At 51.9% G+C, this 12,213-nt stretch carries 16 protein-coding genes; 8 read left to right on the top strand and 8 right to left on the bottom strand.

Features of this window, described 5'->3' with window-relative positions:
• Positions 1–192: 192 nt before the first annotated feature.
• On the top strand, positions 193–1,155 hold the full coding sequence (locus CPH80_RS21225; protein ID WP_096281218.1) for a transposase: 963 nt from the start codon (positions 193–195) through the stop codon (positions 1,153–1,155).
• On the top strand, positions 1,156–1,302 hold the full coding sequence (gene nadS / locus CPH80_RS21220; RefSeq protein ID WP_227520289.1) for a NadS family protein: 147 nt from the start codon (positions 1,156–1,158) through the stop codon (positions 1,300–1,302).
• Positions 1,303–1,413: 111 nt separating this feature from the next.
• Here the strand turns inward: nadS and CPH80_RS21215 are convergent, their stop codons facing one another.
• The 5 genes from CPH80_RS21215 to CPH80_RS21195 all read right to left on the bottom strand — a co-directional run bounded on the left by CPH80_RS21215 (position 1,414) and on the right by CPH80_RS21195 (position 3,045).
• The gene (locus CPH80_RS21215) at positions 1,414–1,716 is read right to left on the bottom strand and encodes a CopG family antitoxin (RefSeq protein WP_096281216.1); all 303 of its coding nucleotides are present in this window, start codon (positions 1,714–1,716) and stop codon (positions 1,414–1,416) included.
• A gap of 1 nt (position 1,717) precedes the next feature.
• Positions 1,718–1,990, bottom strand: coding sequence for a BrnT family toxin (locus CPH80_RS21210; protein ID WP_096281214.1), 273 nt, complete (start codon positions 1,988–1,990; stop codon positions 1,718–1,720).
• Positions 1,991–2,119: 129 nt separating this feature from the next.
• Positions 2,120–2,353 (bottom strand): BrnA antitoxin family protein, encoded by a 234-nt coding sequence (locus tag CPH80_RS21205; RefSeq protein WP_096281212.1) that lies wholly within the window; start codon positions 2,351–2,353, stop codon positions 2,120–2,122.
• On the bottom strand, positions 2,337–2,555 hold the full coding sequence (locus CPH80_RS23480; protein WP_227520546.1) for a BrnT family toxin: 219 nt from the start codon (positions 2,553–2,555) through the stop codon (positions 2,337–2,339). Before CPH80_RS23480 ends, CPH80_RS21205 begins: the two co-directional genes overlap by 17 nt.
• A 10-nt stretch (positions 2,556–2,565) precedes the next feature.
• On the bottom strand, positions 2,566–3,045 hold the full coding sequence (locus CPH80_RS21195) for a BrnA antitoxin family protein (protein WP_096281859.1): 480 nt from the start codon (positions 3,043–3,045) through the stop codon (positions 2,566–2,568).
• Positions 3,046–3,634: 589 nt separating this feature from the next.
• On the opposite strand from CPH80_RS21195, the gene CPH80_RS21190 reads away from it, so the two are divergent.
• The gene (locus CPH80_RS21190; RefSeq protein ID WP_227520288.1) at positions 3,635–4,180 is read left to right on the top strand and encodes a hypothetical protein; all 546 of its coding nucleotides are present in this window, start codon (positions 3,635–3,637) and stop codon (positions 4,178–4,180) included.
• Between the two features lie 62 nt (positions 4,181–4,242).
• Here CPH80_RS21190 and CPH80_RS21185 read toward each other — a convergent pair whose 3' ends face one another.
• From CPH80_RS21185 to CPH80_RS21175, 3 genes are all read right to left on the bottom strand, one after another.
• The gene (locus CPH80_RS21185; RefSeq protein WP_096281208.1) at positions 4,243–4,503 is read right to left on the bottom strand and encodes a helix-turn-helix domain-containing protein; all 261 of its coding nucleotides are present in this window, start codon (positions 4,501–4,503) and stop codon (positions 4,243–4,245) included.
• A gap of 1 nt (position 4,504) precedes the next feature.
• On the bottom strand, positions 4,505–4,825 hold the full coding sequence (locus tag CPH80_RS21180) for a type II toxin-antitoxin system mRNA interferase toxin, RelE/StbE family (RefSeq protein WP_227520287.1): 321 nt from the start codon (positions 4,823–4,825) through the stop codon (positions 4,505–4,507).
• A 992-nt stretch (positions 4,826–5,817) separates the two neighbouring features.
• Positions 5,818–6,291: a pilin gene (locus tag CPH80_RS21175; RefSeq protein ID WP_096281206.1), complete on the bottom strand. Its 474-nt coding sequence runs from the start codon at positions 6,289–6,291 to the stop codon at positions 5,818–5,820.
• Positions 6,292–6,614: 323 nt separating this feature from the next.
• On the opposite strand from CPH80_RS21175, the gene pilB reads away from it, so the two are divergent.
• From pilB to CPH80_RS21150, 5 genes are all read left to right on the top strand, one after another.
• Positions 6,615–8,330, top strand: a complete 1,716-nt coding sequence (gene pilB / locus CPH80_RS21170; RefSeq protein WP_096281204.1) for a type IV-A pilus assembly ATPase PilB — start codon at positions 6,615–6,617, stop codon at positions 8,328–8,330.
• Between the two features lie 2 nt (positions 8,331–8,332).
• Positions 8,333–9,550 (top strand): type II secretion system F family protein, encoded by a 1,218-nt coding sequence (locus CPH80_RS21165; protein ID WP_096281203.1) that lies wholly within the window; start codon positions 8,333–8,335, stop codon positions 9,548–9,550.
• 89 nt (positions 9,551–9,639) lie between these two features.
• Entirely contained in the window at positions 9,640–10,515 is an 876-nt protein-coding gene (locus CPH80_RS21160) for a prepilin peptidase (RefSeq protein WP_096281201.1), read from the top strand.
• A gap of 8 nt (positions 10,516–10,523) precedes the next feature.
• Positions 10,524–11,123: a dephospho-CoA kinase gene (gene coaE, locus CPH80_RS21155; RefSeq protein ID WP_096281199.1), complete on the top strand. Its 600-nt coding sequence runs from the start codon at positions 10,524–10,526 to the stop codon at positions 11,121–11,123.
• Positions 11,095–12,207, top strand: a complete 1,113-nt coding sequence (locus tag CPH80_RS21150; protein ID WP_096281197.1) for a hypothetical protein — start codon at positions 11,095–11,097, stop codon at positions 12,205–12,207. Before coaE ends, CPH80_RS21150 begins: the two co-directional genes overlap by 29 nt.
• The last annotated feature ends 6 nt before the right edge of the window (positions 12,208–12,213 follow it).

Below are 12,213 nucleotides of genomic sequence, written 5' to 3'. Positions count from 1 at the left end.
TGAACGAAGTGGCACGAGTAAAGCAGCGCGGACTAGGCTGTGCCCGGCCTAGGCTGTGCCTGTCCATGATTATTCCTTGCGAGTTCGTGATTTGCCATCCGGGCCAACCCATACTACTGTACACTTATACATCTGTGTATTTGTACAGCTTACGCCAAATATCAATGGATCACGGAAGATAAGGATTTCGACATGCCCAGAGCTCGCGCTGAATTGGTCTGCGTTTCAGACACCCCTTTCTACCACGTAATTTCGCGCTGCGTGAGGCGTACCTTCCTCTGCGGCCGAGATCACGCCACCGGGCGCTGTTACGAACACCGGCGCGGCTGGATTGAAGAACGAATTCGCCTGCTGGCTTCAGTGTTTGCGATGGACATTGCCGCGTACGCGGTGATGTCCAACCACTATCATCTGGTGGTCAAGCTCTGCCCAGATGACGTTGAACCTTGGAGTAACGATGAAGTTCTGGCGCGCTGGTGCAGCCTGCACAAGGGGCCGCCCCTAGTTCAACGGTATCATCGGGGGGATAAGCTATGCGCTGCCGAGCTAGGGCGAGTGGCGCAGTACGCGGAAACTTTCAGGGCCCGGCTTGGCGATTTGAGCTGGTTCATGAAATGCCTGAACGAACCCATTGCCCGGCAAGCCAACCGAGAGGATCAGTGTACTGGGCATTTCTGGGAAAGCCGCTTCAAATCCCAGCCTCTGGACACCGAAGAAGCCCTGCTCTCCTGCATGGCGTATGTGGACTTGAACCCCATTCGAGCCGCGATGGCGGACACCCCGGAAACATCAGATCACACCAGCATCAAGGAACGTATCAAACCCACCTTTAGCCTCGCCGAGGCCATTCAACAGCAAACGGAGCAGCAGGCCTTGAATGATTTTGCGGTGCCGCTAAAGCCATTACTAGGATTTGAAGGGGTCATCCGAAACAGCTTCCAGCGGGGCATTCTGTTCAGCTTTGAGGATTACCTGGAACTAGTCGACTGCACCGGCCGAATCAGCCGGGATGACAAACGCGGCGCAATTGATGAAAAAGCCCTGCCCATTCTGGAGCGGCTGAACCTTGATCCTGGCCAGTGGTGTGAACGAGCTACCCGATTTGAGGAAACTTACCAGGATTATCGCAAGAGCCGGCGACGACGGGCAGCCTGAGTGCTGCCAATACTTCAACCAGGCTATGCTGTCGACACCATCAGAAGCTGGGAAACCAAGCGCCGCAACCCCACTGGCTTGGCGGCCAAAGTGCTGGCAACAATTCAGGACAATCCGTCGTTTTTCAACGAATTGGCCTCGCACTGACTGATGATCAGCCGTGTCGGGCCTGTCCATGATTAGTTTAGAGCCACGGGGTAGCTTGAGCACAGCCAATATTTCAACCGGGCTATTCTCACGTTGAACCCAATGGATGTACTAGCGTGTCTGCTGGCCCGACTTGTTAGCAGAAATATCCTTGAGCCCGCCGGACACATACTTGTGCAAAACGCTGGATACGAGTGATTGATATGGAAGACCCTCTTCCAACGCACGGCGCTGGAGCGCTTCCAGATCTCGGCTAGAAATACGGATATTAATGCGCTTGTCTTTCTTGAATGCATCTTCTGCCGTCTTTGCAATGAATTTCCGGCGCTCGTCGTCCAAGTCGGGCTGAAACTCACCAGCCTCATACGCTTCAAGAAGCTCCTGCTCTTCTCGCTTCAGATTTGTGCTACCCATACTACCCCCTTAAATACTGTTTGGTGGCTTTGCGACTGGGAATAATTGTCTTGAGGAAAAACTCCGTCTCGCTCTCAACATACGGAACCAACCAAGCGTAATCGTCGACCTTTACCACGAACATACGCTGACTTGGGTACTTTTCTGTGTTCGGATGAGCCAGATCATCGAGCAAGCCACCGGACTGAAGACCAAACACAACATCCTCAAAAGAGATGCCACGCTCGATCATCAAGGTTTGATTCTTTTCAGAATTCCAGTTTATTTGCTTCATGGGAGAAGCATAGCAGATTGTGTGCCTATTGGCATCTCTCCCGCCTCAGAGCGCGCACACTAAAACAGCAGAGCCCCGGGGCCCGCGCAGCCAAGCAGTGCTTGTCCATGATCTTATAGTCAATGCCCCTCAACTGTGCTCCGACACGTATTGTCGCAGGGCTTCGTTCATTCTCGTCTGCCAGCCACTACCGCCGCTCTTGAAGAACTCGATAACGTCTTCATCAATTCGCAGCGTGGTGGACTGTTTGGGGGATTTCGACTTTGGCCGCCGTGCCTCGCTTAGCTTAGCTTTGGCAAACATAGCGTCAGACCACTCGGGGCTGTCTGTATCTATCATTTCTGGGTCAGTTGAATTGCTCATAGCGTCGCACCTCGCGTTTATTGGCCTTGCGCAAGCTGATTACACGAACGATATTTATGCGCAGCGTATAAACCAGAGCGTAAAGGCGGGGGCCTATATGGCCGAGTGCAAAGTAACGCTGTTCGCCGTTTACTTCCTGCTCTACCTCAATCGCTCCATCGAAATAGCGGCTATGTTGTGCCTGTCCACGACTAACTGCGATCAGCCCGCATTCAGCCTAACCTTTCTATATCAGACTGATTGTGATTGCTCAGGTATTCCTGTAACGCCTTATCCATGCGGGTCTGCCAACCGCTGCCAGTGGCGCGGAACTTTGCAACCACTTCAGGTGAGAGACGAATAGTGATCCGCTCCTTGGTGACCTCGGCTTTCGGCCTGCCCATGGGTCGTAGTTGTTCAAACTCCTTCTCTGTGAGCTCACGAGCGTCTGGATCTGCGTCAATACCGGCATTGATCTCTGCCTCTTCCTGATCCGATGGCAAATCAAAAACTCGACCAAATTTAGATTTTATCTGCATATAGACCCTTGAACCAATTGGTGCGTACCCGATCATCCGGCGTTCACCGTAACAATTTCGCACGTCCTCGATGAGCCACATACACTCCCATTCGAGCAACGCTGCATCAGCCAAAGAAACACCGTGTTTCCTAGTGTTGATGGCGTCCTTCCCTGGATCGAAATCGATTTTCATATCACTTATTGTACATACAAAAAGTATAGAAACAAATCGCACGGTGCCGAGGGACAGGTCTCGCCGGAACAGGATAAACATAACGCCGACATATACGCGGGATACAAAAAGGCCCGGGGGTCGAAACCTCCGGGCCTTTGGGAATCAGGTCAGGCTATGCTGTGCCTGTCCATGATTGTTGCGAGGGTCGAAACCTCCGGGCCTTTGGGAATCAGATCAGGCTACGTGTGCCTGTCCATGACCGGTCCTCTGGGAATCAGGTCAGGCTAGTGCCTGTCCATGATGATTCAGGCTAGTGCCTGTCCATGATGATTCAAGAACGGCAAAGGCCCGGAGATCGAAACCTCCGGGCCTTTGGGAATTAGGTCAGACTACGTGTGCCTGTCCATAATTTTTTGTTAAGCTCTGCCCGGATGACGTAGAACCCTGGAGTGACGATGAAGTTCTGGCGCGCTGGTGCAGCCTGCACAAGGGGCCGACCCTAATTCAACGGTATCATCGGGGGGATAAGCTATGCGCTGCCGAGCTAGGGCGAGTGGCGCAGTACGCGGAAACTTTCAGGGCCCGGCTTGGCGATTTGAGCTGGTTCATGAAATGCCTGAACGAACCCATTGCTCGGCAAGCCAACCGAGAGGATCAGTGTACTGGGCATTTCTGGGAAAGCCGCTTCAAATCCCAGCCTCTAGACACCGAAGAAGCCCTGCTCTCCTGCATGGCGTATGTGGACTTAAACCCCATTCGAGCCGCGATGGCGGACACCCCGGAAACATCAGACCACACCAGCATCAAGGAACGTATCAAACCCACCTTTAGCCTCGCCGAGGCCATTCAACGGCAAACGGAGCAACAAGCATTGAATGATTTTTCGGTGCCGCTAAAGCCATTACTAGGATTTGAAGGGGTCATCCGAAACAACTTCCAGCGGGGCATTCTGTTCAGCTTTGAGGATTACCTGGAGCTAGTCGACTGCACCGGCCGAATCAGCCGGGATGACAAGCGCGGCGCAATTGATGAAAAAGCCCTGCCCATTCTGGAGCGGCTGAACCTTGATCCTGGCCAGTGGTGTGAACGAGCTACCCGATTTGAGGAAACTTACCAGGATTATCGCAAGAGCCGGCGACGACGGGCAGCCTGAGCGCTGCCAATACTTCAACCAGGCTATGCTGTGCCTGTCCATTGTCATTCCCCTGATTATTTTTATGCGGCGGATTCATGCTCAATATCCCAACCTGGGAATACGAGCACAGCCGGATGGCATTGCAGAGCCCGAGCCAAGATCTTTGCACGCTCGACACCCAGACGCACCCGATCATTTTCAATAGCTGAAATAGTAGACTGTGGTATGCCAGTGGCCGCTGCCAGATCATTCTGACTCATATCTTGAAGCTCACGCAGAATCCGGACAGATTCGCCAACAGACACTTCAATCCTTCTTTTAGCCTTATGATATTCGCTCATTTCATCTCCTCCCATAATCATGGGGAGTTACTTTTTCAACTTCTACAAGCACCTGCTTGTTCTGCACTTTATAAATAACGCGATACTGAATATTGAGCCGCGAGGATCGAAAACCCTTCCACTTCCCTGATAACGCTTCATCGTTAAAGCCTCGAATTTGTTTTAGCCCCTGCGGGCCCGAAATGGAAACGATATCCTTCCATTTCTCATAGCGCTTTTGCACCTCAACAGGTGCCGCCGACAAATTTTTCGTTACTCGCCTATGCTCAAGTATCCCCCACATACCATATAAGATATAGACACTAAATGGTATGTCAAGCACAGACTGCGGGCATCATAACGCTGGAAAACCAACGCAGGCTTACCATAACCCCCGAATAGACGCACTAAAACGGCAAAGGCCCGAGGGTCGAAACCGTCGGGCCTTTGGGAGTCAGGTCAGGCTACGTGTGCCTGTCCATGATTATTTTTATGTCCATGATGATCGATCGATTCATGCGATGGACGGGCTGTGCCTGTCCATCAGGCTATGGAATTAGGCGCAGGACACAAAAAGGCCCGGGGGTCGAAACCGCCGGGCCTTTGGGAATCAGTTCAGGCTAAGCTGTGCCTGTCCATCACTATTGGTGTAGTGCCTGTCCATGATCATTTCCGCTGTGCCTGTCCATGACTGTTTATGATCAGGTCAGGCTATGCTGTGCCTGTCCATGACTGTTTATAGACACTAAATGGTATGTCAAGCACAGACTGCGGGCATCATAACGCTGGAAAACCAACGCAGGCTTACCATAACCCCCGAATAGACGCACTAAAACGGCAAAGGCCCGAGGGTCGAAACCGTCGGGCCTTTGGGAGTCAGGTCAGGCTACGTGTGCCTGTCCATGATTATTTTTTGTTTTATTAACCCATCTTTCGATGAATGAGTCTGGCGGCTGGGTTATACGGCGGGCTGTGCCTGTCCATGATCATTTCCGCTGTGCCTGTCCATGACTGTTTATGATCAGGTCAGGCTATGCTGTGCCTGTCCATGACTGTTATAGCAATCACAGGCTAAGCTGTGCCTGTCCATCAGGCTATGTCCTGTCCATGATTATTTGTTGGAACAGGCCGAACATAACACCGAATTAGGCGCAGGACACAAAAAGGCCCGGGGGTCAGAAACCTCCGGGCCTTTGGGAATCAGGTCAGGCTATGCTGTGCCTGTCCATGATTGATCTCTAGGTCTATTGAGCCATCGCATCACCGCGTTCGATGGACGAGCTGTGCCTGTCCATGATCATTATCAATTGTGTGCCTGTCCATGATCACTTATACTTACCTGCAATTAGCAGGCAAATACTTCGCCGGAACTGCTGTGGCCGTGATTCCCGAATTCGTAATATTACAGTCCCAGGTCACACTCGCATCACCAATTGCTGATGTGACCTCCAATACAAACTGCTCACCACCAGTTAAACCGCCATCGTCAAAGGCGGATGCTAGCGTAATGAGTATCGCTGAATTAGTCTTATCCCACGCGATCGTATTAACCACCTCGCCGTTAATTGTACCGGTAAACCCTGCAGCTGCGGTGTCTGCCGGAAGATCACCTTGAGTAATGATAAACTCGGACACGGTGGTTTTGGCGTTTGCGGCCAAACCGATAGCCTCCGACATTTTTGCCCTAACCGTGTAGTCTTGATAGGCAGGCAATGCCACCGCCGCCAAAATACCAATGATCGCAACAACGATCATCAATTCAATCAGTGTAAAACCCTTCTGAGCATGATTAATGTTCATGTTCTTCATATTCAACCTCTACCTTTGTCGTTAAGAATCTCGAAACGGCCCGCAAGCAGTTTTATTGAGCCTGTCTTAGCTAAAGCACCCCGCGTGCCAACTAGAGAAACCCAACTAAAAACCTACATAAATCAAATAACTAACCAAATAAATAACACTCAGGACGACATACCCAAACAAAAACCCCACTACTACTCCCCGTCACCCCCTGACAAAATTTGTCACTACCCAAACCACCCACACGCCTTTCCAAACCCAGACCAGCCATCTAAACTCCCCTCCATCACTTAAATCTCATTTCAGTCACACAGGCAGCACTCTCTACCTCATTTATGGCTACTAACAAAAGCAACATCACCCTAACCGGCCTGGCCCGGCGCTTTGTAGACGACGGGCTTCTTGATGAAGCAACCGCGAAGGACGCGTTTATACAAGCGTCCCAGAACCGAATTCCGCTGATCACTTATCTCACCCAGAACAAACTGGCGGACAGCTCTCGGCTGGCTTTCTCTGCGGCAATGGAGTTTGGGGTATCGGTTCTGGATCTCACATCCTTCCTTCCGGAGATGATGCCGGAGGGCGTGGTCGACGATAAGTTGGTGCGAAAGCACAACGCGCTTCCGCTTTATAAGCGCGGCAATCGGCTGTTTATTGCAGTATCGGACCCCACCAATATTCAGGCACTGGATGAGATTAAGTTCAACACCGGCCTGAGTACCGATGCGATCCTGGTCGATGATGCGAAGCTTCGTGAAGCTATCGACAAATATCTGGAGTCCCAAGACACCAGTATGGGTGACCTGGATGATGCCGACCTTGAGGGTGTAGAAACCGAAGGTGGCGAACAAGAGGATGAAGGGGCCGTTGCTGTCAGCGATGTAGACGACGCGCCCATCGTAAAGTATGTGAACAAAATGTTGCTGGACGCCATTCGCGGCGGCGCTTCGGACGTGCACTTTGAACCGTACGAAAAAACCTACCGTGTGCGTTATAGAACAGATGGCATTCTTAAAGAGATGTCACGGCCCTCCATTAAGTTGGCGCCGAAGATATCGGCGCGCATAAAGATCATGGCACAACTGGACATCTCGGAACGCCGAGTTCCTCAGGACGGCCGCATCAAGATGAAGCTGTCCAAAACCAAGGCTATCGATTTCCGGGTTAACACTTTGCCTACCCTTTGGGGTGAGAAAATCGTTCTGCGGATTCTGGATCCCAGCCAGGCCAAGCTGGGCATTGATGCGCTGGGCTATGAGGAAGACCAGAAGAAGCTGTATATGGATGCACTGTCCCAACCACAGGGCATGATTCTGGTTACCGGGCCCACAGGCTCTGGTAAAACCGTATCGCTTTATACCGGCTTGAACATCCTCAACACTGCAGACATCAACATCTCCACGGCGGAGGATCCGGCCGAGATCAACCTGGAGGGCATCAACCAGGTTAACGTGAACAACCGGGTTGGCTTGGGATTTGCCGAAGCACTGCGGGCCTTTCTCCGTCAGGATCCGGATGTGATCATGGTGGGTGAGATCCGGGATCTTGAAACTGCCAATATTGCGATTAAAGCGGCGCAGACGGGCCACCTGGTTCTATCTACACTGCACACCAATAGTGCGGCAGAAACTCTCACCCGAATGATGAACATGGGCGTGCCCGCCTTCAACATTGCAACGTCTGTGAGCTTGATCATTGCTCAACGGCTTGGCCGAAAACTATGCAGTGCGTGCAAACAGCCTGGCGATGTGCCAAAAGACCTACTTTTGTCCGAAGGGTTCACACAGGAACAAATTGATACAGGCTTTACGTTGTTCCACCCCAAGGGCTGTGATAAATGCACTAATGGGTATAAGGGCCGCGTCGGTATTTACGAGGCGGTCAAGGTAACCGAAAAGCTGGCTAGCATGATTATGGAAGAAGCCAGCTCCATTAAAATTGCAAAGCAGGCTGAGGCCGAAGGTTTCCGGAATTTACGCCAAGCAGCACTCCTAAAAGTGATTGCGGGCGTGACCAGCCTTGAGGAAGCCAACCGCGTGACGAAGGATTAAGCATGGCAGAGAAAACGCAAAAGCTGGAATCGTACATCTGGGAAGGCAAAGACCGAAAAGGCAACAAGTCCAAGGGTGAACTTAGCGGTTCTAGCCTGGCCTTGGCTAAGGCCCAGCTACGCAAACAGGGGATTATTCCGAATAAGGTCAAGAAGAAAGCTAAGCCTTTGTTTGGTGGCAGCAAGAAAATCACACCCTTCGACATTGCCATGCTTACCCGGCAGCTGGCGACGATGATGAAGGCAGGGGTGCCACTGGTACAGAGCTTTGACATTGTGACTGACGGCCTTGAAAACAAGGGCTTGCAGGAACTAGTGATGTCAGTCAGGAACGACATCGCTTCTGGTACCAGTTTTGCGGGAGCGCTTCGTAAGCACCCCAGGCACTTTGACGATCTCTACTGCAACCTGGTTGATTCCGGTGAAAAAGCGGGTGCGCTAGAGAAGATGTTGGATCGTATCGCCACATATCTCGAAAAAACCGAAATACTCAAGAAAAAAGTTAAGAAAGCCATGACTTATCCCGCAGCGATCATCGTCGTTGCGGTAATAGTTACGGCAATACTACTGGTAAAGGTAGTACCGCAATTTGAAAGCCTGTTTCAGGGCTTTGGAGCAGAGCTTCCGGTATTTACTCAGATGGTTGTGCGGCTTTCAGACTGGATGCAGGCTTGGTGGTTTGTGGTATTACTTGGGATTGCGGGCACGATATACCTGTTCAAAGAGGCCAATCATCGTTCACAGAAGTTCTCGGATTTTGTGGATAAGTATGTCCTAAAGCTACCTATTGTTGGTGAGATTCTTGATAAGTCTGCGGTCGCCAAATTCGGCCGGGTGCTTTCTACTACGTTTGCTGCGGGTGTTCCGCTTGTGGATGCGCTGGACTCGGTGGCTGGAGCTACAGGTAACGCGGTTTACCGGGATGCGATTCAACGCATTAAGAACGATGTTTCCAGTGGTACTCAGTTGCAGGCTTCTATGCGGCAGCAGGATATTTTCCCGGTGATGGCGGTGCAGTTGACGGCGATTGGTGAGGAATCTGGTAATCTGGATGAGATGCTTGAGAAGGTTGCTGAGCACTATGAGAGTGTGGTTGATGACATGGTGGATAATCTGACTGCATTAATGGAGCCGATGATTATGGTGGTTCTTGGCGTGCTAGTTGGCGGATTAATTATCGCCATGTACCTGCCGATATTTCAGATGGGGCAGGTTGTGTAATTTGGTTCCGCACCCCCCCTCTCCCCCGGCCCCTCTCCCGCGAGGGGTGAGGGGAGTAAAGAAAAAGGAGAAACATTAAGAGTTTTTGAATGGCTACATTAGATATTTTCCTTTCAACACCTTGGCTCCTATACCTCGCTGTAATATTCGTCTCTCTATGCATTGGCAGTTTTCTGAATGTGGTGATTCTTCGTTTACCGAAGATGATGCATCAGGATTGGCGGTGTCAGTGTGAGGCGTTTTTGGAGGTTGCTGAGGATCAGCGTAAGCCGGAGGAAGTGGTAACGCTTTCCAGCCCTGCTTCCACCTGCCCTTCTTGTGGGCATAAAATCCGTGCTTGGGAGAATATTCCGGTTATCAGCTACCTATTCCTTCGCGGGAAATGTGGTGGTTGTAATGCGCATATTTCTATTCGCTATCCGCTTGTAGAAGCAGTAACGGCGCTGTTTTCTGTGATGACGGTTGTGATCATCGGGCCTTCGGAAACGGCTTTGTGGTCGCTGTTGCTGGTTTGGGCGCTGGTGGCTCTTACGGTGATCGATTTTGATACTCAGCTGTTGCCAGATAGCATTACCCTGCCTTTGATGTGGCTTGGGTTGATGTTGAGTTATTTTGGGGTGCTGGGGGATTTCAACGGTGCTTTTTGGGGCGCGGTTGTTGGTTACCTTTCTTTGTGGTCTGTGTACTGGCTGTTCAAGCTTGCGACCGGCAAGGAAGGCATGGGGCATGGAGATTTTAAATTGTTGGCTGCTCTGGGTGCTTGGTTGGGGTGGGAGTTGTTGCCGGCGGTTATTCTGCTGTCCTCACTTGTAGGTGCTGTGGTGGGTATCAGTTTGATGGTATTCAAACAACACGGGCGGGAAGTGCCGATTCCGTTTGGGCCTTACCTTGCCGCTGCTGGGTTGTTGTGTTTGTGGTTTGGGGTTGAGATTCAGGCGTTTTGGTACGGGCTGCTAGGAGTTTGACGGAGCGGATGGTAGTTATTGGTTTAACAGGCGGCATCGGGTCGGGAAAATCTACCGTCGCGCGGCAGTTCGGAAGCTTGGGCGTGCATTGGGTGGATGCAGACGATGTGGCCCGGGAAGTGGTGGAGCCGGGTACGCCGGCGCTGGTGGCGATTGCTGAGCATTTTGGGGAAAACATTCTCACGGATGACGGCGCGCTGAACAGGGCTAACCTTCGGCAAATTGTATTTGAGCAGCCGGAGCAGCGTGCCTGGCTTGAAGGCCTGCTGCACCCTATTATTCGTGAAGAGTTGATTCGACAACTTCACCCGAGTGACTATGCTTTGCCCTATGTTTTGCTGGTGTCGCCCCTGCTGCTGGAAACCGACCAGCATGAACTGGTAGAACGGGTGCTTGTGGTGGATGTGCCGGTAGATGTTCAAGTAGAGCGCACCATGGCGCGGGACACCAACTCCCGCGAGCAGGTGGAGCGCATTATTTCCGCTCAGATGCCCCGGGAGCAGCGGCTTGGCCGGGCAGATGCTGTGATTGACAATAGCCTGCCCTTAGATAGGGTTTTAGCCGAGGTTCGCGCATTGCATGAAGCGTTCATGGTGGACTTTGGTTGAGCAGTTTGCATTTACCTGGATTGTAACTGCCTCTCTGCTGCTCGGAATCAGTTCTAACAGCTATGGTATGGAGCCGGTGTTCGAGGTTGAAGAACACTCCATCCCTGACACGCTGCTGCCTGAAAAGCTGCCGTTGTCGTTTTATACGTTCGATCCTGAGGAGTACTGGGCGGAGCCGCGCGAGTCCTACTGGATGAACTTCAGCAACTTCATTTTGCGCCAGGAGCGTATTCAAAGCCCAAAGGTTCAATCCCTTGGGAATTGGGCCGACCGGGCGCTCTCCGGTGCAGACCATAACCTCCCCAACAACGCAAGTTACTTGCGCGTTGGCTTCGCCACCGAATCGGAATATGGCGACCCGGCCAGTTTTAAACCGGAAGTCCGGTTTCGGCTGGATATCCCAACCACAAAACGTAAGCTGCGCTTGGTTATCGAAAGCGAAAGTGATGAGCTGATTCCTTTGGAAGAACGGCAGCGCGACCGCCAGCTCACTAAGCCAGACCGCACTTCGGGCCAAACCACGGGTGCCGTGCGGTATTTATCGCAGGTCGGCGACGCCATCAACCTATCTAACGACATTGGTGCCCGACTGCATTTTCCGCCAGATGCCTTTTGGCGGACGACGGCGGAAAAATACTGGAAAGCGGATGCCGACTGGGGCCTGCGCGTGCAACAACGTTTTTACTATTATCACCAAGATGGCTGGGGCGCCCGCTCCTGGTTCAGCGCCAGCCGGGACGTCGGCAGTGGTTGGCGCTTCTGGTCTTCCACGGAGCTTGAGTGGGTTCACCGCGACAGCAAATTTGTGACAGCGCAGATTTTTAGTACGGCTAAAAGGCTGAATAATCGTTCGATAATCACCCCCCGCTTAGGTGTTCTTGGTGAGAGCCAGCCGGGCTGGCGTACAACGTCTGCGTTTGCGGATCTCACTTGGCGTTACCGACTGCACAGCGACTGGTTGTTTGCAGAGCTTATACCGGCATTAACATTTCCCAGAGAAGAGAGCTTTAAAGACCAGGGCTCAGTGGTTTTTCGCATAGAAATGTACTTTTCCGGTAGCATTAACCCGAATTTCATGAATTAAGGCCCC

The sequence above is a fragment of the Marinobacter sp. LV10R510-11A genome (assembly GCF_900215155.1).
Taxonomy (GTDB): domain Bacteria; phylum Pseudomonadota; class Gammaproteobacteria; order Pseudomonadales; family Oleiphilaceae; genus Marinobacter.
This window is presented reverse-complemented; position numbering and strand designations above follow the sequence as displayed.

What these genes read in the sequence shown, in the direction of transcription:
- CPH80_RS21185 (WP_096281208.1), bottom strand. Translation starts at nt 4,503, where the DNA reads ATGAGCGAATATCATAAGGCTAAAAGAAGGATTGAAGTGTCTGTTGGC.
- CPH80_RS21225 (WP_096281218.1), top strand. Translation starts at nt 193, where the DNA reads ATGCCCAGAGCTCGCGCTGAATTGGTCTGCGTTTCAGACACCCCTTTC.
- CPH80_RS21205 (WP_096281212.1), bottom strand. Translation starts at nt 2,353, where the DNA reads ATGAGCAATTCAACTGACCCAGAAATGATAGATACAGACAGCCCCGAG.
- pilB (WP_096281204.1), top strand. Translation starts at nt 6,615, where the DNA reads ATGGCTACTAACAAAAGCAACATCACCCTAACCGGCCTGGCCCGGCGC.
- CPH80_RS21190 (WP_227520288.1), top strand. Translation starts at nt 3,635, where the DNA reads ATGAAATGCCTGAACGAACCCATTGCTCGGCAAGCCAACCGAGAGGAT.
- CPH80_RS21150 (WP_096281197.1), top strand. Translation starts at nt 11,095, where the DNA reads ATGAAGCGTTCATGGTGGACTTTGGTTGAGCAGTTTGCATTTACCTGG.
- CPH80_RS21215 (WP_096281216.1), bottom strand. Translation starts at nt 1,716, where the DNA reads ATGGGTAGCACAAATCTGAAGCGAGAAGAGCAGGAGCTTCTTGAAGCG.
- CPH80_RS21210 (WP_096281214.1), bottom strand. Translation starts at nt 1,990, where the DNA reads ATGAAGCAAATAAACTGGAATTCTGAAAAGAATCAAACCTTGATGATC.
- CPH80_RS21165 (WP_096281203.1), top strand. Translation starts at nt 8,333, where the DNA reads ATGGCAGAGAAAACGCAAAAGCTGGAATCGTACATCTGGGAAGGCAAA.
- CPH80_RS21175 (WP_096281206.1), bottom strand. Translation starts at nt 6,291, where the DNA reads ATGAAGAACATGAACATTAATCATGCTCAGAAGGGTTTTACACTGATT.
- coaE (WP_096281199.1), top strand. Translation starts at nt 10,524, where the DNA reads ATGGTAGTTATTGGTTTAACAGGCGGCATCGGGTCGGGAAAATCTACC.
- CPH80_RS21195 (WP_096281859.1), bottom strand. Translation starts at nt 3,045, where the DNA reads ATGAAAATCGATTTCGATCCAGGGAAGGACGCCATCAACACTAGGAAA.
- CPH80_RS21160 (WP_096281201.1), top strand. Translation starts at nt 9,640, where the DNA reads ATGGCTACATTAGATATTTTCCTTTCAACACCTTGGCTCCTATACCTC.